At 72.8% G+C, this 19,256-nt stretch carries 17 protein-coding genes; 11 read left to right on the forward strand and 6 right to left on the reverse strand.

Going from position 1 to position 19,256, the window contains the following annotated elements:
• The first annotated feature begins 15 nt into the window (after positions 1–15).
• Together DV20_RS28400 and DV20_RS28405 are read left to right on the forward strand one after the other, a co-directional pair.
• Positions 16–1,644 carry a tannase/feruloyl esterase family alpha/beta hydrolase gene (locus DV20_RS28400; RefSeq protein ID WP_043785682.1) on the forward strand — a complete coding sequence of 543 codons (1,629 nt, stop codon included), beginning with the start codon at positions 16–18 and terminating at the stop codon, positions 1,642–1,644.
• A gap of 41 nt (positions 1,645–1,685) precedes the next feature.
• Positions 1,686–2,324 (forward strand): class I SAM-dependent methyltransferase, encoded by a 639-nt coding sequence (locus DV20_RS28405; protein WP_043785684.1) that lies wholly within the window; start codon positions 1,686–1,688, stop codon positions 2,322–2,324.
• On the opposite strand, the gene DV20_RS28410 is transcribed toward DV20_RS28405, so the two are convergent.
• Positions 2,314–3,075: a helix-turn-helix domain-containing protein gene (locus DV20_RS28410; RefSeq protein ID WP_235190996.1), complete on the reverse strand. Its 762-nt coding sequence runs from the start codon at positions 3,073–3,075 to the stop codon at positions 2,314–2,316. The two genes, DV20_RS28405 and DV20_RS28410, sit on opposite strands and share 11 nt — an antisense overlap.
• A 54-nt stretch (positions 3,076–3,129) precedes the next feature.
• Between DV20_RS28410 and DV20_RS28415 the strand changes: the two genes are divergently transcribed.
• A complete protein-coding gene (locus DV20_RS28415; protein WP_043785686.1) occupies positions 3,130–4,101 on the forward strand; it encodes a zinc-binding dehydrogenase in 972 nt (323 codons plus the stop codon).
• A 201-nt stretch (positions 4,102–4,302) separates the two neighbouring features.
• Here DV20_RS28415 and DV20_RS28420 read toward each other — a convergent pair whose 3' ends face one another.
• Both DV20_RS28420 and DV20_RS28425 read right to left on the reverse strand, forming a co-directional pair.
• The gene (locus DV20_RS28420; RefSeq protein ID WP_043785688.1) at positions 4,303–5,601 is read right to left on the reverse strand and encodes a M20/M25/M40 family metallo-hydrolase; all 1,299 of its coding nucleotides are present in this window, start codon (positions 5,599–5,601) and stop codon (positions 4,303–4,305) included.
• Positions 5,594–6,421: a M55 family metallopeptidase gene (locus DV20_RS28425; RefSeq protein WP_043785690.1), complete on the reverse strand. Its 828-nt coding sequence runs from the start codon at positions 6,419–6,421 to the stop codon at positions 5,594–5,596. Before DV20_RS28425 ends, DV20_RS28420 begins: the two co-directional genes overlap by 8 nt.
• Before the next feature lie 181 nt (positions 6,422–6,602).
• On the opposite strand from DV20_RS28425, the gene DV20_RS28430 reads away from it, so the two are divergent.
• From DV20_RS28430 to mptB, 5 genes are all read left to right on the forward strand, one after another.
• Positions 6,603–8,435, forward strand: a complete 1,833-nt coding sequence (locus tag DV20_RS28430; RefSeq protein WP_043785693.1) for an ABC transporter substrate-binding protein — start codon at positions 6,603–6,605, stop codon at positions 8,433–8,435.
• 3 nt (positions 8,436–8,438) lie between these two features.
• Complete coding sequence (locus DV20_RS28435) at positions 8,439–9,464, forward strand: ABC transporter permease (RefSeq protein WP_043785696.1); 1,026 nt, start codon at positions 8,439–8,441, stop codon at positions 9,462–9,464.
• Positions 9,461–10,357 carry an ABC transporter permease gene (locus DV20_RS28440; RefSeq protein WP_043785697.1) on the forward strand — a complete coding sequence of 299 codons (897 nt, stop codon included), beginning with the start codon at positions 9,461–9,463 and terminating at the stop codon, positions 10,355–10,357. Before DV20_RS28435 ends, DV20_RS28440 begins: the two co-directional genes overlap by 4 nt.
• A complete protein-coding gene (gene nikE, locus DV20_RS28445) occupies positions 10,354–12,009 on the forward strand; it encodes a nickel ABC transporter ATP-binding protein NikE (RefSeq protein ID WP_043785699.1) in 1,656 nt (551 codons plus the stop codon). Before DV20_RS28440 ends, nikE begins: the two co-directional genes overlap by 4 nt.
• Positions 12,010–12,098: 89 nt before the next feature.
• The gene (mptB, locus tag DV20_RS28450; RefSeq protein WP_043785701.1) at positions 12,099–13,646 is read left to right on the forward strand and encodes a polyprenol phosphomannose-dependent alpha 1,6 mannosyltransferase MptB; all 1,548 of its coding nucleotides are present in this window, start codon (positions 12,099–12,101) and stop codon (positions 13,644–13,646) included.
• A 58-nt stretch (positions 13,647–13,704) separates the two neighbouring features.
• Here mptB and DV20_RS28455 read toward each other — a convergent pair whose 3' ends face one another.
• From DV20_RS28455 to DV20_RS28465, 3 genes are read right to left on the reverse strand one after another with little or no spacing between them, the layout of a single operon-like run.
• On the reverse strand, positions 13,705–14,106 hold the full coding sequence (locus DV20_RS28455; protein WP_043785703.1) for a TIGR03668 family PPOX class F420-dependent oxidoreductase: 402 nt from the start codon (positions 14,104–14,106) through the stop codon (positions 13,705–13,707).
• Positions 14,103–15,002 (reverse strand): S66 peptidase family protein, encoded by a 900-nt coding sequence (locus DV20_RS28460; RefSeq protein WP_043785704.1) that lies wholly within the window; start codon positions 15,000–15,002, stop codon positions 14,103–14,105. The genes DV20_RS28455 and DV20_RS28460 overlap by 4 nt, the downstream gene beginning before the upstream one ends.
• The gene (locus DV20_RS28465) at positions 14,999–16,918 is read right to left on the reverse strand and encodes a prolyl oligopeptidase family serine peptidase (protein WP_043785706.1); all 1,920 of its coding nucleotides are present in this window, start codon (positions 16,916–16,918) and stop codon (positions 14,999–15,001) included. Before DV20_RS28465 ends, DV20_RS28460 begins: the two co-directional genes overlap by 4 nt.
• A 77-nt stretch (positions 16,919–16,995) precedes the next feature.
• On the opposite strand from DV20_RS28465, the gene DV20_RS28470 reads away from it, so the two are divergent.
• Genes DV20_RS28470 through DV20_RS28480 form a run of 3 tightly spaced genes read left to right on the forward strand, consistent with a single transcriptional unit; the run spans position 16,996 to position 19,243 of the window.
• Complete coding sequence (locus DV20_RS28470; RefSeq protein WP_043785707.1) at positions 16,996–17,571, forward strand: DUF3090 domain-containing protein; 576 nt, start codon at positions 16,996–16,998, stop codon at positions 17,569–17,571.
• Between the two features lie 2 nt (positions 17,572–17,573).
• Positions 17,574–18,371, forward strand: coding sequence for an SCO1664 family protein (locus tag DV20_RS28475; protein WP_043785710.1), 798 nt, complete (start codon positions 17,574–17,576; stop codon positions 18,369–18,371).
• Positions 18,356–19,243: an aminoglycoside phosphotransferase family protein gene (locus DV20_RS28480; RefSeq protein WP_043785711.1), complete on the forward strand. Its 888-nt coding sequence runs from the start codon at positions 18,356–18,358 to the stop codon at positions 19,241–19,243. Before DV20_RS28475 ends, DV20_RS28480 begins: the two co-directional genes overlap by 16 nt.
• Positions 19,244–19,256 lie beyond the last annotated feature (13 nt).

Consider the following 19,256-nt stretch of genomic DNA (forward strand, 5'->3'; position numbering starts at 1 on the left):
GAAAACGGGGGCCCGATGAGACTGTCGAAGATCTGCACCGCCATAGCCACGTTGACGCTCGTTACCACCACGTTCACCCCCGCGGCCGCCACGGCCGCCACGGACTCCGTCGTCCGGCCGGTGACCGCCTGCGCCGACCTGGTCCGCGGATTCGCCCTTCCGGGCGCACCCACCCACGTCACCTCGGCAGCCGTGGTCGCGGCCACGGCCACCGACCCCGAATACTGCGGCGTGCGGGGCTACGTCGAACCCGCCGTCCGCTTCGAGCTGCGGCTGCCCACCACGACCTACACCGGGCGCTACCTGCAGTACGGCTGCGGCGGCTTCTGCGGCCTGGTCAACCCGCCCGCCTTCGCCGACTGCCTGCCGCACGGCGGCGACTTCGCGGTCGCCGCCACCGACGACGGCCACGTCGGGAAGACCCCCGCCGTCGTCGACGACGGCAGCTGGGGCGCGCACGACCAAGCCGCGCGCGACGACTTCGAATTCCGCGCGCCCCACGTCGTCTCCCGGGCCTCGAAAGCGCTCATCCAGGCCTTCTACGGCGCCCCGCCGCGCAAGTCCTACTTCACCGGCTGCTCCGACGGCGGCCGCGAAGGCCTCCTGCTCGCCCAGCGCTACCCCGCGGACTTCGACGGCATCGACGCCGGCGCCCCCGCCCACTACTGGGGCCCGCGGCTCGGGGTCTACCAGACGTGGCTCGCCCGGGCCAACAGCGCCGCCGACGGCAGCCCGGTCCTCACCGCCGCCAAACTGCCCGCCCTGCACAACGCCGTCCTCGCCGCCTGCGACCGCCTCGACGGCCTGGCCGACGGCCAGCTCGACGACCCGCGCGCCTGCCGCTTCGACCCGGCGACGCTGACCTGCACCGGCGCCGACACCCCCGCCTGCCTGACCCCGGCCCAGGTCGCCGTCGTCCGCAAGCTCTACGCACCGCCCACCGACGCCCGCGGCACCCTGCTCTACCCCGGCGGCCAGCAGCCCGGGTCCGAGCTGTCCTGGGCCGGGTGGATCATCGCCACGCCGGAGACCGGCGGCAGCGCCTTCGCCCGCAACCTCGCCGACAACTACCTGCGCTACCTCGGCTACCCGATCGGCGCGCCCGCCTCGACCGTCGACACCTTCGCCTTCACGAAGGGCGAGTTCGACCGGCTCACCCCGGTCGGCGTCCGCTACGACGCGATGAGCCTCGACCTGTCGGCGTTCCAGCGCCGCGGCGGCAAGCTGCTGCTCTGGCACGGCTGGGCCGACGAAGCCATCCCGCCGGCCGGCACCCTCGACTACTACCAGCGCCTCACCCACGGCCGTCCGCAGGACTGGGCGCGGCTGTTCATGGTCCCGTCGCTCTACCACTGCGGCGGCGGCACCACCCTCACCGAATTCGACCCGCTGCGCGAACTGGTCAGCTGGGTCGAACGCGGCACCGCACCCACCCGGGTGACCGCGACCGGCCGCGACGCCGACGGCACCGTCACCCGCACCCGGCCGGTGTTCGCCTACCCGCAGCGCGCGGTCTACGACGGCACCGGCAGCGTCGACGACGCCGCCAACTTCCGGCCCGCCCCGCCGTCCTCGCCCGTCCGGGACGTCGTCCACTGGGCCGGAGAGCGGCTGTACGGCATCCCGGGGCCGGTCGCGCCGTAAACCGGTCCCGCGGTTCCGGCGTCGTCGCTAGGGTCACGACCATGACGACGCCGGAACCCGCCGACCGCGTACTCGCCCGCGCGTCCCTCGCCGAGGGCGACCCCACCGGGTGGTTCGACCGGCTCTACACCGCCGCCGCCCGCGGCGAGGCCGAAGTCCCGTGGACCCGCGGCAGGCCGAACGCGGACCTGGCCGCCTGGGTGCGGCCGGGCGAGGGCCGCCGCGCCCTCGTCGTGGGCAGCGCACTGGGTGACGACGCCGAACTGCTGGCGGCCCACGGCTGGGCGGTGACGGCCTTCGACGTCGCTCCCACCGCCGTGGCGGCCGCCCGCGACCGGTTCCCGCGGTCGGACGTGGACTACGTCGTGGCGGACCTGCTGCACCCGCCGGGGGAGTGGCGCCACGCGTTCGATCTGGTCGTCGAGATCATCAACATCCAGGCCATGCCCCGCGGCTTCCGCGCGGCGGCGGTGAAGTCCCTGGCCTCGTTCCTCGCCCCGGGCGGCACGGCGATCGTGAGCGAGGTCGCGGAGGAGAACATGGACATGGCGCACTGGCAGGGCCCGCCGTGGCCGTTCAGCCGCGCCGAGATCGAATCCGTCGCCCAGGACGGCGTCCGGCTGGTGAGCCTCGACACCATCCACGACGGCGCGCGGTACTGGGCCACCTTCACCCGTTAGCCCGGTGGCGGCCGGGCGTGGTCCCGACCACGGCGGTGAACGCCGCGATGAAGTGGCTCGGGTTCGCCCAGCCGCACGCACGGGCGGTCGCGGCGGTGTCGTGGCCGTCGGCCAGCAGGACCAGTGCGTGGCCGATGCGCACCTGGGTGCGCCACTCGTAGAACGTCATGCCCAGTTCGTCGCGGAACAACCGGCTCAGCGTGCGCGCACTGGCTCCGGCCCGCTGCCCGAGTTCCGCCAGTGAGGTGGTGTCCCCGGGGTCCTCGTACAGCCTCCGCGCGACGGCCCGCAACCGATCGTCACGGGGTTCGGGCAGGTGCAGCGGCTGCTCGGGTGCTTCGCGCAGTTCGTCGACCAGGACCCGGCGCAGGCGGGCACTCGCCGCCCGGTCGTGCTCGCGCGGGCCGGTGAGGGCGAGCAGCACCTCACGGGCGAGCCCCGAAGCGGTGAACACGGCGGGACGACCGGGCACGAGCCGGGCCAGCGAAGCCGGCAGGAACACGATCCGCATGTCGGTGTGCCCGTGTGCGCGGTGCCGGTGGGTGATCCCCGCCGGCGTCCAGGCGACCCGGTTGGCGGGCACGATCGACGTCCCCCGCTCGGTGTGCACCGACAGCACGCCCCGCGCCGCGTAGACCAGGTGCCCCCGGTGGTGGGAGTCCGCCGCGCTGGTGCCGCCCGGCGGCCACCGGTGCACCCCGCCGGACGGCCAGATCCGCGACGTCGGGACAGCTTGGCGGCCGATGGGCATGAACTGGCATCCTACCGGTGGCCGGTCACCGCGTCCGCTGGTGACAGTGGGGGCATGAAGACGATGCGAGCGGCAGTCTGCGTCCGGCCCGGTGGCCCGGACGTGCTGGAAATCCGCGAGGTGCCGATCCCGGCGGTCCGGCCGGGCTGGAGTCTGGTCCGGGTGCGGGGCGCCGGCCTCAACCGGTCGGAACTGCGCACCCGCCAGGGACACTCCCCGGCCGTGCGGTTCCCGCGGGTGCTCGGGATCGAATGCGTGGGCACCGTCGCCGCCTCGACCGACCCCCGGATCCCCGAGGGAACGACCGTCGCGGCGGTGATGGGTGAGATGGGCCGCGCCTTCGACGGCGGCTACGCCGAATACGCGCTGCTGCCCAACACGCTCCTGATGCCGGTCACCACCACCTTGCCCTGGGAGACCCTGGCCGCCCTGCCCGAGACCTACCTGACCGCCCACGGCGCGCTGGACACCTTCGGCCCCGAACCGGGACGCCTGCTGATCCGCGGCGGCACCTCGTCGGTGGGCCTGGCCGCCGCGGCGATCGCCGCCGGCCGCGGCGGCGAGACCGCCGCCACGACCCGCCGGCCCGGCAAGATCGACGCGGTCAAGCACGCCGGCGCCCACCACGTCCTGCTCGACGACGGCCGGCCACTGGCGGAACAGGTCCACGCCCTCTGGCCCGACGGCCCCGACCACGTCCTCGACCTCGTCGGCGCGGACACCGCGGTGGACTCGCTGCGCCTGGTCCGCCGCGGCGGCACGGTCTGCGTAGCGGGCTCGCTCAGCGGCTGGCTCGTCCCGGACTTCGAACCGATCGCGAAGATCCCGTCCGGCACCAAGCTGACCGCCTTCCACAGCGAGACCGTCGAAGGCGCCGCGGCGCTGCTGCAGCGGATCGTCGGCGAAGTCGAGGCCGGCAGCTACCGCCCGAACATCGACCGGGTCTTCCCGCTGGCCGACATCGCCGCCGCCCACCGGTACATGGAGGACGACCGCGCCGCCGGGAAACTCGTCGTCGTGCCCTGATCCGGTGGCCTGCTGAGCGCCGCGCGGGCTCCACCTCCGTCGTTGTTGATCACAGCCTCGACACATCAACCACGACTGGAGACTCCATACCCACGACGACGACACTGCCCATCCCACCGCGGACGGCCGAGCCGACGCCTTCGACCCCGCCGGCCTGCGGCGCCACTGGGACAACCTGCTGGGTCTGCTCGACCGAGCCCTCTAACAGGTCTCCAGGAACCGGGCCAGGACACGGGTGCCGAAGTGCAGGCCCTCGACCGGCACCCGCTCGTCCACCCCGTGCGCCATCGCCCGGTACGGAAACCCCTTCGGCAGCCACAGCGGCGCGAACCCGTAGCAGTCGATCCCCAGCCGCGCGAACGCCTTCGCGTCCGTCCCGCCGCCCAGGCAGTACGGCACCACGACCGCCTCGGGGTCCTCCGCCCGCAACGCCGAGGCCATCGCGGCGAACCACGGGGAGTCCACCGGCGCCTGCACCGGCGGCTGGTGCGCGACGAACTCGCGCGTCACGCCCTCGCCGAGCAGCTCGTCCAGCGCCGCGAACAACGACTCCTCGGTGCCGGGCAGCACCCGCACGTCGACCTGCGCGGTCGCCGTCGACGGGATCACGTTCACCTTGTAGCCCGCGGCCAGCATCGTCGGGGTCGTGCTGTTGCGGATCGTCGGCAGCACCAGTGCGCCCGCCGGGCCGAGAGCCGCCACCATCGCATCCACATCGGACAGATCCACCGGGACGCCCAGTGCCGCGCCGGTCCGCTCCAGGAACGCCCGCACGGCCGGGGTCAGCGACACCGGCCACCGGTGGGCGGCGATCCGGTGCAGCGCCCCCACCAGCCGGGTGACGGCGTTCTCGTCGTTGGGGCGCGAACCGTGCCCGGCCCGGCCGCGGGCGGTCAGCCGCAGGTGCGCCGTCCCGCGCTCGGCCGTCCCGACCGGGTACAGGCGCACGTCACGGCCGTCGGCGGCGGGCACGTGGTAGGTGTAGCCGCCCGACTCGCTGATCGCCGCGGCACACCCTTCGAACAGCTCCGGGTGCCGGGCGACCAGCCAGTGCGCGCCCCAGTCCCCGCGGTCCTCCTCGTCGGCGACGAACGCCAGCACCAGCTCCCGCCGCGGCCGCGCCCCGCCGGCCAGCGCCGCGAGCACCATCGCCACGAAGTCCTTCATGTCGGTCGCGCCGCGGCCCCACAGGTACCCGTCGCGCACCTCGCCGGCGAACGGCGGCACCGACCAGTCCGCCGCGTCCGCCGGGACGACGTCCAAGTGCCCCTGCACCAGCAGCGCGGGCAGCGCCGGATCCGTGCCCGGGACCCGCGCGATCACACTGGCCCGCCCCGGCGCGGCTTCGAAGATCCGCGAGGGGATGCCCAGGCCGTCGAGGAACGCGGCCACGTACTCGGCGGCGGGCCGCTCCGGCTCGGCGTCGTTCCCGCCGCGGTTGGTCGTGTCGAACCGGATCAGGTCCGCGCACAGCTCGACAACGTCGGCCCGCTCAGCCATAGATGCCCTGCACCGCCCCCGCCGCGATCGCCGTGACGACCTTGAAACACTTCATCGCCTCGGTCATGGTCGGCGCGTCGAACCCGACCCGCCGCGTCCCGATCTGCGCCACCGTCGGGATCACCGCCGTCGCCTGCGCCAGGTGACTCGCGTCGAACTCCACCTCGATCCGGTGGCCACCCACCCGCCGCTCCTCGCGCCCGGCGCGGGCCATGGCGCCGGCCGCCGCGCCGGTCAGCAGCTCCGCCGTGCGCGAGGGCGGCAGGCAGATCGCCGCGTACCGGCTCACGCATTCCTTCACCTGGACCAGCTCCGCCTCCGGAGCGTAGTCACGGGCGTCGTCACACGTTTTGTCGTCACCCGAAACGAGCAGGACAGGCACGCCGTACTCCGCGGCCACGCCCGCGTTCAACCGCCCCTCGCTCGCCGGGACGTCGTCCAGCCACACCCCGGTGATCTGGTTCTCCAGGTAGGTGTGGGACAGCACCCCGTCGAAGCCCGCCCCGGCGTGGTAGCCGAGGAACACCACACCGTCCACACCGGAATCGACGCCCTGCATCATCGACAGCGGCTTGTGCCGCCCGGTCAGCATCCGCGCCCGCGGATCGAGGTCCTCCAGCAGCAGGTTCCGCTGCGAGGAGTGCGCTTCGTTGACCAGCACGTCACTCGCCCCGGCCTCGAACAGCCCGGCCAGCACGGCGTTGACGTCCCCGGTGAACAGCCGCCGGAAGCGGTCCCACTGCGGCGAACCGGGCACGACGTCGTCGGTCCAGGTGACGCCGGTGGCGCCCTCCATGTCCGCCGAGATCAGGATGCGCATGCCCGGCACTCTAGCCAGCGCGCCCGGCCCCCGGACGCGGGACGCCCCCACCGCCGAATGTCACCCAGCGTGACGATCAGGGGGTCGATAACGATCGGGCACCTGCCGGGGCGGCAACATATTGCGCAGTTGTCCCGACATGTGGTTACTTCTCGTCTTCGGGGAGGCTCACAAGCGAACGATGGGGTGGTTTTCGGTGCAGTTCCAACGCAGAAGCGGGCGGTTCGCCCGCGTGGGCGCGGTCGTCGCGGCCGCGACACTGGCGGCGATCCCGCTGGCCGCTCCCGCCCAGGCCCAGCAGGGCAAGGTGCTGCGGGTCGCGCTCACCACCGGCATCGACCACCTCAACCCCTTCACCGCCGTGCTGTCGGCCTCCACCCAGATCGGCCGGTTCACCTTCGAATTCCTGACCGTCCCGAACGCGGAAAAGGCCGAAGCCTCGCCCGCGCTCGCCGAGTCGTGGACCCCGTCGCCGGACAAGCTCACCTGGACCTTCAAGATCCGCGGCGGCGTCAAGTGGAGCGACGGCAAGCCGGTGACCGCCAAGGACGCGGCGTACACCTTCAACCGGATGCTGACCGACGAAAACGCCCGCACCGCCAACGGCAACTACGTGGCCAACTTCGAGACGGTCACCGCGCCCGACGACACGACCCTGGTCATCAAGACCAAGACGGTGCAGGTCAACATGAACCTGCTCGACGTGCCGATCGTGCCGCAGCACATCTGGGAACCGGTCACCGACCTCAAGGCCGCCTCGACCGACTCCCTCGCCGTCGCCGGCGTCTCCGACGGCCCGTTCCGGATCACCGAGTACAAGCCGAACGAGTACGTCAAGTTCAAGGCCAACAAGGACTACTGGCGCGGCGCCCCCAAGGTCGACGAACTGCAGCTGCTGCAGTTCAAGGACACCGAGGCCGCGGTCAACGCGCTCAAGCAGGGCGAAGTCGACGTCATCAACCGGCTCAACCCCAACCAGTTCGCCGCGCTGCAGGGCCAGCAGGGCATCACCACCAACGCCGCCCCCGGCCGCCGCTACGACGAGCTGTCGATCAACTTCGGCGTCACCGACAACGCGAACAACCCGATCGGTGACGGCAACCCGGTCCTCAAGGACATCAACGTCCGCAAGGCCATCACCCAGGCCGTCGACACCCAGGCCATCGTCGACAAGGTCCTCAAGGGCCTCGGCCAGGTCGGCGGCGGCGTCGTGCCCGCCGTCTACAGCGCCTACCACTGGGACCCCAGCGCCGGCGAAAAGGTCAAGTTCGACCTCGCCGCCGCCAACGCCACCCTTGATCAGGCCGGTTACCAGAAGGGCCCCGACGGCGTCCGCACCGCCCCCGGCGGCGCCAAGCTGGAGCTGCGCCTGACCGGCCACGCCAACCGCAGCTACGACCAGGGCGTCGCCCAGTACGTCACCGGCTGGCTCAAGGACATCGGCATCGCCGTCAAGCAGGACCTGGTCTCCGACGACGAGCTGTCCGACCGCACCGCCGTCGGCAAGTACGACCTCGCCATCGGCGGCTACGGCACCAACCCCGACCCGGACTACGCCCTGTCGCTGCACACCTGCGCCGCCCGGCCCGCCCCGGACGGCAAGGGCGGCAGCACCGACACGTTCTTCTGCGACGCCGCCTACGACGACCTGTACAAGAAGCAGCTCACCGAAACCGACGACGCCAAGCGCGCCGAGTACGTCAAGCAGGCCCAGGCCCGGCTCTACAGCCAGTTCCCGACGATCGTGCTCGACTACCAGAACGCGCTCGAGGCCTACCGCTCCGACAAGTTCTCCGGCTTCACCACCCAGCCGCAGCCCAAGGGCGCCATCCTCGAGCAGACCGGCTACTGGGGCGTCTACGGCGCCACCCCGGCCGGCACCACCGACACCGCGAGCAGCGGCTCCGGCAGCACCGTGCTGTGGATCGTCCTCGGCGCGGTCGTCGTGGTCGTCCTCGTCGGCGGCGGCATCCTGCTCGGCCGGCGCGGCAAGTCGGCGGAAGACCGCGAGTAGGACATGACCACCCCCGACCAGGCCGCGGTGCTCGTCGACCTCGACGAGCACCGCGGCGGCACCGGCACGGCCCGGTTCGTGCTCACCAAGATCCTCGAAGCGCTGATCAGCATCGTCCTGGTGATCGTGCTGTTCTTCTTCCTGTTCCGCATGCTCCCCGGCGACCCGGTCGCCGCGATGACCCGCGACCGCGTCACCAGTCCCCAGCAGATCGCCGAACTGCGCGAGAAGATGGGCGTCGACAAGCCCGTCTTCGTCCAGTTCGGGAACTACTTCTGGAACCTGCTGCACGGCGACCTCGGCGAATCCCGGCTGCTCAACAACGGCCGCCCGGTCGCCGACATGATCGGCGAACGGCTCTGGCCCACGATCCTGCTCGTCGGCAGCGCCACCCTGCTCGCCGTGCTGCTCGGGCTGTGGCTCGGCATCCGCGCCGCCTGGCGCCGCGACAGCTTCTTCGACCGCAGCCAGACCGGGCTCGCCCTGACCCTCTGGTCGGTCCCGCAGTTCTGGCTCGGCCTGATGCTGCTCGTGGTCACCAACGGCCTGTTCCCCAGCCGCGGCATGCACTCCCCGGACGCCGGCACCGACGTCCTGTCCCAGACCCTCGACGTCCTGCACCACCTGGTGCTGCCGTGCGTGACGCTGCTGGCGGTGTTCTACGCCCAGTACATGCTGATCATGCGGTCGTCGCTGCTGGGGGAGATGAACGCCGACTACCTCACCACCGCCCGCGCCAAGGGCCTGCGCGACGACCTCGTCCGCCGCCGCCACGCCGTCCCCAACGCCCTGCTGCCCACCACCACGCTGGTGTTCATGCAGTTCGGCTCGGTGCTGGCCGGCGCGGTCACCGTCGAGGCCGTGTTCAGCTGGCCCGGCCTCGGCCAGCTCACCTACGACGCCCTGCACGGCCCCGACCTGCCGGTGCTGCAGGGCGTGTTCACCGTGCTGGCCGGCGCGGTGGTGCTGATGAACCTGCTCGCGGAGCTGCTCTACCGCGTGCTCGACCCCAGGGTGCGTACCTCATGACCACCGCCGAGACCCCGCGGCAGATCGCCTGGAGCCGCCGCCGCGCGGCACTGGCCAGGACCTGGCGCGAATTCGCCGGCCAACGCGCCGCGCTCGCCGGGCTCGTCCTGCTCGGCGCCACCGTGCTCGTCGCCCTGCTCCTGCCGCTGGTCAGCGACGAGACCGGCCTCGACGTCACCAAGGCCACCGGGGCACCGCTGTCCCCGCCGGACGCCGGCTTCTGGCTCGGCACCGACAACTTCGGCCGCTCGGTGCTGCTGATGACCGTCTGGGGCACCCGGATCTCCCTGCTCGTCGGGTTCTCCGCCGCGCTGCTGTCGGTCGTCATCGGCACCCTGATCGGCATCACCGCCGCCCACTTCGGCGGCTGGGTGTCGGGCACCCTGCTGCGGTTCACCGACTTCTTCCTGGTCCTGCCTTCGCTGATCCTCGCCATCGCGCTCTCGGCGGTGCTGCCCAGGGGCGTCGGCACGATCATCCTCGCCATCGGCCTCACCGCCTGGCCCAGCACCGCCCGGCTCGTCCGCGCCCAGACGCTGACCATCGAAAGCCGCCCCTACATCGAACGCGCCCACGCCCTCGGCGGCGGCCACCTGCACATCATCGGCCGGCACGTCCTGCCCGGCGTGATGCCGCTGGTACTGGCCAACACCACCCTCGTCGTCGGCAACGCCGTCATCGCCGACGCGACCCTGTCCTTCCTCGGCGTCGGCGACCCCAACTCGATCACCTGGGGCCTGGTGCTGGAGAACGCGCTCAACAACGGCGCCATCAGCCGCGGCGCCTGGTGGAACGTGCTCCCGCCCGGCATCGCCATCGTCCTCGTCGTCCTCTTCTTCACCCTGGTCGGCCGGGGCCTGGAGACCGTGTTCAACCCGAGGTTGAAGAAGTGACCACCCCGCTGCTGCAGCTCACCGACCTGAACGTCACCTACGCGGTGGGGGAGTCCGACGTCCCCGCCGTCCGCGGGGTCGGCCTCACCCTCGACCCCGGCGCCACTCTCGGCGTGGCCGGCGAATCCGGCTCCGGCAAGTCCACCGTCGCCATGAGCGTCCTGCGGCTGCTGCCGCGCACCGCGAAGATCACCGGCGAGATCCTCCTCGACGGCGAAGACGTCACCACCATGAAGTGGGGACGGCTGCGCGCGGTCCGCTGGGCCGAGGCGTCGGTGGTGTTCCAGGGCGCCATGCACGCGCTCAACCCGGTCCGCAGGATCGGCGAGCAGATCGCCGAACCGCTGCGGCTGCACCCGCCCGCCGGCGGCAAGGCGCTCACCGACGCCGAGGTCGACGCCCGCGTCGCCGAACTGCTCGGCCAGGTCGACCTGCCCCCGGGCCGGGCCGGCGCCTACCCCCACGAGCTGTCCGGCGGGCAGAAGCAGCGCGTCATGATCGCCATGGCCCTGGCCTGCTCACCCCGGCTCATCATCGCCGACGAACCGACCACCGCTCTCGACGTCATCGTCCAGGCCCAGGTCCTGGCCCTGCTCTCGCGGCTGGTCGCCGAACAGCACATCGGGCTGATCATGATCAGCCACGACCTGTCCGTGCTCGCCGCCACCTGCGAACGCATCGCCGTCATGTACGACGGGCAGATCGTCGAAGAAGGCCCCAGCGCCGAAGTCATGGGCTCGCCGAAGCACGAACACACCCGGGCGCTGGCCGCGGCGTTCCCCACCGTCGGCGACCCGGTGTCCCGCTTCGCCCCGGCCACCAGCAGCCCCCTGCCACCGGAACCGGAGGACCGCGCCCCCGGCGGCGAGCCGCTGCTGGCGGCGGAGAACCTGCGCGTGTCCTTCCGCGACCGCACCGGCAAGCGGATCAACGCCGTCGCCGGCGTCGACCTCACCGTGTCCCGCGACGAGATCGTCGCCCTGGTCGGCCAGTCCGGCTCCGGCAAGACCACGCTCGCCCGCACCCTGCTCGGCCTGCAGAAACCCGACTCCGGCGTGGTCCGCTACGCCGGCCACCCGGTACCCACCGGCGGCGCCGGGCTCAAGGCCTACCGCCGTCAGGTCCAGCTCGTCCTGCAGGACCCGACGAGTGCGCTGAACCCGGCCCACACCGTGTACGAGGCCGTCGCCGAAGGCCCCCGGATCCACAAGCTCGCCGACGAACGGGACGTCGTCCACCGCGCGCTGGAAGCCGCCGAGCTGCGGCCGGCGGAGAAGTACGCCGACCGGCTCCCGCACCAGCTCTCCGGCGGCCAGCGCCAGCGCGTCGTCATCGCCGGGGCACTGGCGCTCGAACCGTCGGTGGTGGTGGCCGACGAACCGGTCGCCTCCCTCGACGCCTCCGTCCGCGGCGAAATCCTCGCCCTGCTGCTGCGGCTGCGCCGCGAACTCGGCCTCGCGGCGCTGGTGATCACCCACGACCTGGGGCTGGCCTGGAACATCGCCGACCGCGTCGCCGTGATGTACCGCGGCGAGCTCGTCGAAACCGGCACCGTTGAACAGGTCCTGCTCGACCCGCGGCACGAGTACACGAAGTCCCTGCTGGCCGCCCTCCCCGGCGGCACCGCCCAGCACCGCACCCTCGGAACCTGACCCGCGGCGCCCTCCGGTGTCTGCGAGCCACCGGAAAACCGGCACTGCGGGAACTCTGCACGAGCGCGGTGTGTAATCTCCGAACGGAAATGGCGACCACCACCGACCCCGCACAGACGCCCTCGACCGGCCTGGCCGAGCGGCTACGCGTGCCTTCGCGATTCCCGTACCGCACGATCGCGATGGGCACCGTCGGCAGCACCCTGCTGATGATCGCCGCGCTCGGCGCCGGCGGCATCCTCATCAAGGACCCGGTGCTCGGCCACGGCCCGCTCTCGTGGGTCCGCTACGGCCACGGGCGCATGCTCGCCAACGCCGTCCTCTACACCGGCTTCGGCTTGGTCGTCTGGGCCTGGGTCCGGCTCGGCCGCTACGTGCTCGCCGGCCGCATCGGCAGCCGCCCGATCCTCGTCGCGGCGGGGTGCTGGATGGCGCCGCTGCTGGTGTCGCCGCCGCTGTTCACCCGCGACGTCTTCTCCTACCTCGGCCAGGGCGCCCAGCTGCTCTACGGGCTCGACCCGTACGCCAACGGCCCCGCCGAGCTCGACGTGCTGCCGAACGTCGTGCAGAACGTCCACCCGCTCTGGCAGACCACCCCGGCCCCGTACGGGCCCCTGTTCCTGCTGATCTCCAAGGGCGTCGTCGCCACCACCGGCGACAACATGATCCTCGGCGTCATCCTCATGCGCGTCGTGCTGCTGGCCGGCCTCGCGGGGACGCTGTGGGCGCTGCCGCGGCTGGTCAAGCACCTCGGCGGCAAGCTCCCGGTCGCGCTGTGGCTCGCGGTGGCCAGCCCGATGATGGTGATCCACCTCTTCGGCGGCCCGCACAACGACCTCATGATGCTCGCGTTCCTCACCATCGGCGTCCTCGCCGCCCTGGAACGCAAGCACGTGGTCGCGGTCGTCCTGGTGACGATCGGCATGCTGATCAAGCCCACCGCGGCGATCGCGCTGCCGTTCCTCGTCTGGATGTGGGCCAACCACCTCACGGGCGAGTCGAAGGTCCGCAACTTCCTGCGCGCCGGCGCCGCCTCGGTGGGCCTGTTCCTGCCGGTGTTCGTCGCGGGCACCTGGATCTCGCTGGGCTCGCTGAACATGGGCTGGTGGTCCGGGCTCAAGGCCCCGCAGCTCATCGCGAACTGGCTCAACATCCCCACCGGCATCGGCGAGGTGTTCTACAACCTGGTCCACCTGATCGTGGACGTCCAGGTCTCCCCGTTCGTCACGGTCGCCCGCGCGGCGGGCATGCTGCTCCTGATCGGCTTCGGCGTCCGCCAGTGGTGGCTCGCCCGCGGCGGCGGCACCGAGGCGGTGTACCGGGCCGGGATCTCGCTCCTGGCCGTGGCGATCCTCATGCCGCCGACCCTGCCCTGGTACCTCACCTGGGGCTTCGTGCTCCTGTCGGCGTTCAAGTGGCAGCCGAGGCACCTGGCGCTCGTGGTGGCGGTCTCGGTGTTCGTGACGCTGGTGTACTACCCGACGGGCGAGCAGGCCCTGTACGACTGGTGGTTCATCGCCGGCGTCGTGGTGGCCAGCCTGTACTCGGCGGCGTCACTGCTGCGCCCCGACCCGCTCGGCATCATCGACGCCTGGCGGCGCCCGGAGAAGTTCCTCCGCGACCAGAGCTCGCGGTAGCACCCGACCACGGGCAGCGCCGTGTGGTGGCCAGCCGGCCAAGCACCTGCCGCACCACTCACGAGCCCGTCCAGCCGCGCCACGTGTGCACGTCCGTCACCACCACCGCGTGCTCCGGCGGCCGCCGCGCGTACTGCTCGTACTTCGCCACCAGCCATTCCACCGGCTCGGACCCCGGCGGCAGTACCCGCGCGATCCCGTCCGCCCGGACCCACCACAGCCGCGACCAGTCCTCGTCGTAGCCGTCCGCGAGGAAGCACACCGCGGGGTTCGACTCGATGTTGCGCAGGCGGCGCAGCGCCACCGACGTCTTCGGCTTGTGGTCCACCGCGAACACCACCACGTCGCCGCGCGCCGCGAACGTCACCGGGACCAGGTGCGGCACCCCCTCGGCCGAGACCGTCGCCAGCCGGGCGACCCGCGCGGCGGCGAAGCGGTTCCTGGCCTCGTCCGGGGTCACGTCAACGCCGGCGCGTCGAAGGTCAGCGTCCCCAGGTCCGCGTCCAGCGTCACCGGCACCCCCAGCGGCAGCGTCGGCGAGGAGGCCACGTGCCCGAACCCGAACTCCTCGACCAGCGGCACCCCCAGCGGCACCAGCCGGTCCACCATCAGCGCCCGCACCTCCGCCGGGTCGCCGCACGCCGCCCACGAGCCCAGGACGATGCCGCGGACGCCCTCGAACCAGCCGCTGCGCAGCAGCTGCGTCAGCAGCCGGTCCAGCCGGTACACGCTCTCCGTCACGTCCTCCAGCAGCACGATCGCCTCGCGCGCCGAGCCGTGTTCCGGGGTGCCGATCCCCGACGCCAGCATCGACAGGTTCCCGCCCGTCAGCACGCCCGAGGCCCGGCCCGGCACCAGCGCCGACCCGCCGCGGACCACCCGGTTCAGCTCCGGCTCGAACAGCGACCGCCGCAGGTGCTCGACCGCGAAGTCGTCGAACAGCACGCTCGCCGGCATCGGGGAGAACAAAGTGGACAGTCCAAGGTGGACGTCCACCGCCCGGTGCAACGCCGTGATGTCCGACGACCCGGCCAGCACCTTCGGGCCCGCCGCCCGCAGCGCCGCCCAGTCCACCAGGTCCAGCATCCGCTGCACCCCGTACCCGCCGCGCGCGGCCAGCACGCACCGCACCCCGGGGTCCAGCCACGCTTCGGTGAACTCCGCCGCCCGCGCCGCGTCCGCACCGGACAGGTACGGCGGAGTGCCGGGCGACGAACGCACGCACGGCCCGACCCGCACCTCCACACCCCAGCCGCGCAGCACCGGCAGCGCCTTCTCCAGCAGGTCCGCCGGCACCGGCCCGGCCGGCGCCACCAGCGCCAGCGTGTCGCCGGCCCGCAACCGCGGCGGCCTCACCGCGACAGCTCCAGCCGCGCCACGCCCGGCGTCTCGAAACCGAACACCTGGCCGTAGAACGACAATTCCGCCTCCAACGCCGCCACGATCGTCGCCGCCTGCCGGAACCCGTGCTGCTCACCGGCGAACCGCTGGTAGGCGTGCGGGATGCCGCGCCCGGCCAGCCGGGCCACGAACCGGTCGGCCTGCTCCGGCGGGCAGATCCGGTCCTCCAGGCCCTGCTGGAACAGCACCGGCCCGGCCAGCCCGCCGACGTTCGCCAGCGGCGAGCGGTCCACGTACCGCTGCCGCGCCGCCGGCAGCGGCCCGATCAGCCCGTCCAGGTACCGCGACTCGAAGTCGTGCGTGTCGCCCCCGGTCCCGGTCCACCCGGCCAGGTCCAGCACCGGGTACATCACCGTGCCCGCCCGGTAGGTCTTCGTCGTCGTCAGCGACGCCGCCGCGGTGAAGCCGCCCGCGCTGCCGCCCCGGATCGCCAGCCGGTCACCGTCGGCCAGCCCGGCCGCCACCAGCGCCTCGGCCACCGCCGCGCAGTCGGCGACGTCCACCACGCCCCACTGCTCCCGCAGCCGCTCCCGGTAGGCGCGCCCGAACCCCGTCGACCCGCCGTAGTTCACCGCCGCCACGCCGATACCGCGGCTGGTGAAGTACGCGATCTCCAGTTTCAGATCCGCGAAGTGCTGCCCGGTCGGGCCGCCGTGGACGTCCACCAGCAGCGGCGGCCGCTCGCCGTCGGGTGCGGTGAAATCCGGGTTCCGCGGCAGGTACAGCACCACCGGCACAGTCTCGCCGTCCGCCGTGCTGAACACCCGCTCCTGCGGCACCGGCAGGTACGCCTCCGGCAGCTCGGGCTGCGGCGTCACGTCCGTCACCCCGCCGTCGGGGGACACCCGCACGACGGCGGACTCCCGAGCCGGCCCGCCCGCCACGCCGGCGACCTCGTCACCGAGCACCGCGAGTCCCGTCGAAGACCAGGCCGTCAGCTCGCCGGCCACCGGCGTCACCGAGCCGTCCGCCTCGTCGAGCACCGCCAGCCGGCCCGCGACCAGCACCGCGTGCCGGCCACCGCCCAGCGGCGCGAACCACCGCGAGCCCACCTTCCACAGCGGCCCGCCCAGCTCCTGCTCCACCGGCGCCAGGTTCACCACCGACCCGTCCAGGCCGACCCTGTGCAGGTTCCACCAGCCGCCGGGGTCCGCCAGCGCCAGCAGCGCCGCCGGTGTCTCCCACTCGACCTGGCACACCGAGACGTCCGCGCCGCCGGCCAGCACCCGGTGCGGCCCGAAGGCGCCGTCCCCGTCGACGGGCGCCACGCACAGCTCGGTGCCGTCCCACGGCATCAGCGGGTGGTCCCAGCCGAACCAGGCCGCGTGCCGCCCGTCCGGCGACAGCTTCGGCACCGTCAGGAACCGGTGGCTCGCGGCCAGGACCCGCTCGCCGCCGCCGTCCAGGGCGATCGCCACCGGTTCCCGCTCGATGTCGGTCGGCCGCGGCCCGGTGCCGCGCTCCCGCACCGCCCACACCTCCCCGGGCCGCCCGGGCCGCAGATCGCCGTAGCGGACGCTCTGCGGCTCCGCGGGGGACGGCGTGAGCGCCACCACGCCGGTTTCGCTCTGCGCGTACACGCGCTGATCGGCCCAGTGCGTGAACACCACCACGCCGTCGGCGACCGCCCACGGCCGGCCGCCGTATTCGTGCAGCCGGTTGCGGACGTTCCACGGGGCGGGCAGCACGTCCTCGGTACCCCCCGCGACCGCCCGGACCAGGGCGACCCGGCCCTGTTCACCGGGTCGTGCCTCGGCCCACCACACCTCTCCGGAGACGACGTCGAGCCACTGCGGGCCGCCGCCGGCGGCGGCCACGTCGGCGGCGGTGATGGGCGAAGACCAGGTTCCGCACGGGGAGATCCGAGACACCCCCCGAGGCTAGCGGCCGTCGAACGGTGGGGCGGCGGATGCCGATCATGCGCCGGTGGCCTAGGGTCGTCAGTGCTATGTCTCGCGTAATCCACGTCTTCCGCCAGCCGGATCGGTTCGTCGCCGGCACCGTCGGTGAGCCCGGCGATCGCACGTTCTACCTCCAGGCGTCGGAGGACGTGCGCACCATCAGCGTCACCATCGAAAAACAGCAGGTCGTCGTCCTCGCCGAGCGGCTGAGCTCGCTGCTGGAGGAGGTCGCCAGCCGGTTCGGCGCCGAGGTCCCCGACGACGCCCCCGAGGACCTCGTCGACCTCGACCCCCTCACCGTGCCGGTCGAGGAGGAGTTCCGGGTCGGCACCATGGGCCTGGGCTGGGACGCCGACAGCAGCGCGGTCGTCATCGAACTGCTCGCCATCACCGAGGGCGAGGTCGACGAAACGGTCGTGCTCGACGACACCGAGGAGGGCCCGGACGCCGTCCGCGTCTTCCTCAGCCCGGCCGCCGCCCGCGCCTTCGCCGAACGGGCCGACCGCGTCGTCAACGCCGGCCGCAAGCCGTGCCCGCTGTGCGCCGAGCCGCTCGACCCCGCCGGGCACATCTGCCCCCGGCAGAACGGCTACCGGCGCGAGACCGACGCGGGCGAAGACTGATCATGGCGACCGTCCCCGCCGACCCCGCCTCCCGCGAACTTGTCACCCACGGCCGCATCGACGTCGAAGGACGGCTGGTCGACGCCTCCAACGTGACGCTCTTCTGCGCCATCGAGCTCGACGGCGTCACCGGCCGGGTCGTGTACAAGCCGGTGTCGGGGGAGCGGCCGCTGTGGGACTTCCCCGACGGCACCCTGGCCGGGCGCGAGGTCGCCACCGCGATCATCGCCGACACCACCGGCCTCGGCGCGATCCCGCCGACCGTGCTGCGCGACGGCCCGTTCGGCCCCGGCATGGTCCAGCTGTGGATCGAAACCACCGAAGACGACCTGGTGGAAGTCCTGCCGCCCGACGAGGTCCCCGACGGCTGGCGCCCGGTGCTGCACGCCCACGACCGGCTCGGCGAACCCGCGGTGCTGGCCCACGCCGACCACCCCGGCCTGCGCGACATCGCCGTGCTCGACATCGTCGCCAACAACACCGACCGCAAGGGCGGCCACCTCCTGCCCGGCGTCGACGGCCGCGTCTACGGCGTCGACCACGGCATCTGCCTGCACACCGACCCGAAGCTGCGGACCGTGCTGTGGGGCTGGATCGGCGAGCCGCTGCCACCGGACACCGTCGAAAAGCTGCGCAAGCTGCGCTCGGAACTCGACGGCGGCCTCGGCACGACTCTGGCCGAGCACATCACCAAGTTCGAGATCCGCGCCCTGGCCGAGCGCACGGACCTGCTGCTCGCCGAGGGCATCTTCCCGGCGCCCGGTGACGACTGGCGAGCGATCCCGTGGCCCCTGTTCTGATCGACGACGCGGCCCGCACCCGGCTCGTCGACCGCTTCGGCGCGGAACTGGCCGAGCCGTGGTGCGATGCCCTCCCGGACCTGGTCGCCCGGCTGACCGCGCAGTGGGGGCTGACCGTCCGCGAGGCGCGGCCCGGCAACACCGGCCGCACCCTGCTCTGCACCGGCCCCGACGGCGACCTGCGGGTATTGAAGCTCACCCCGGACCCCGAGGTCGTCCGGCTGGAGTTCGCCGGACTGCGCGCCTGGGCCGGCTGCTCCCGCGTCGTCCAGGTGCTCGACGCCGACCTCGGCGCCAACGCCATCCTGCTGGAAGGCCTGGTTCCGGGAACCGAGCTGACCGGTCGTGCCGTCCCGTGGGCCGAGATCGGCGAGCTGCTCACCCAGCTGCACTCCGCCGAGCCTCCTCGCGGGTTCCGGCGGCTGGCCGAGGGCATCGAGTTCATCTTCGACCTCTCCGAACGCCGTCGCCGCGAGTCCGCGGCCGCCGGGCACATGGGCGCCGACGTGCTGGCCAAGGGCCGTGAGCGCGCGTTGGCCCTGGCCACCAGCGGACCGGTCACCCTCATCCACGGCGACCTGCATCCGGCCAACGTCCTCGACGCCGGCCCCGGACGCGGCGCGGTCGCCATCGACCCGCGGCCCGGGCTCGGCGACCCGTCCCTCGACGCGGTCGACTTCGTCTTCGTGCCGATGGCCGCGGGCGGCACGATCGACGACGGCATCGCCGCGCTCGCCCCGCACGTCCCCGGCTTCGATGCCGAGCGCGTCCGCGCGTGGTGCGTCGCGATGGCCCCGCTGGTCGCGCTCGCGCCGCTGCGCCGGGGCGAGCACACGCCGTTCACCGATGCCCTCCTGCAGATGGCGCGCTGACCGGCGTGGCATG

Origin of the sequence: Amycolatopsis rifamycinica, from assembly GCF_000695625.1 — a bacterium.
GTDB classification, from domain to species: Bacteria; Actinomycetota; Actinomycetes; order Mycobacteriales; family Pseudonocardiaceae; genus Amycolatopsis; species Amycolatopsis rifamycinica.

Coding starts and splice junctions, on each gene's coding strand:
- DV20_RS28400 (WP_043785682.1), top strand. CDS start 16: ATGAGACTGTCGAAGATCTGCACCGCCATAGCCACGTTGACGCTCGTT.
- DV20_RS28405 (WP_043785684.1), top strand. CDS start 1,686: ATGACGACGCCGGAACCCGCCGACCGCGTACTCGCCCGCGCGTCCCTC.
- DV20_RS28410 (WP_235190996.1), bottom strand. CDS start 3,075: ATGCCCATCGGCCGCCAAGCTGTCCCGACGTCGCGGATCTGGCCGTCC.
- DV20_RS28415 (WP_043785686.1), top strand. CDS start 3,130: ATGAAGACGATGCGAGCGGCAGTCTGCGTCCGGCCCGGTGGCCCGGAC.
- DV20_RS28420 (WP_043785688.1), bottom strand. CDS start 5,601: ATGGCTGAGCGGGCCGACGTTGTCGAGCTGTGCGCGGACCTGATCCGG.
- DV20_RS28425 (WP_043785690.1), bottom strand. CDS start 6,421: ATGCGCATCCTGATCTCGGCGGACATGGAGGGCGCCACCGGCGTCACC.
- DV20_RS28430 (WP_043785693.1), top strand. CDS start 6,603: ATGGGGTGGTTTTCGGTGCAGTTCCAACGCAGAAGCGGGCGGTTCGCC.
- DV20_RS28435 (WP_043785696.1), top strand. CDS start 8,439: ATGACCACCCCCGACCAGGCCGCGGTGCTCGTCGACCTCGACGAGCAC.
- DV20_RS28440 (WP_043785697.1), top strand. CDS start 9,461: ATGACCACCGCCGAGACCCCGCGGCAGATCGCCTGGAGCCGCCGCCGC.
- mptB (WP_043785701.1), top strand. CDS start 12,099: ATGGCGACCACCACCGACCCCGCACAGACGCCCTCGACCGGCCTGGCC.
- DV20_RS28470 (WP_043785707.1), top strand. CDS start 16,996: ATGTCTCGCGTAATCCACGTCTTCCGCCAGCCGGATCGGTTCGTCGCC.
- DV20_RS28475 (WP_043785710.1), top strand. CDS start 17,574: ATGGCGACCGTCCCCGCCGACCCCGCCTCCCGCGAACTTGTCACCCAC.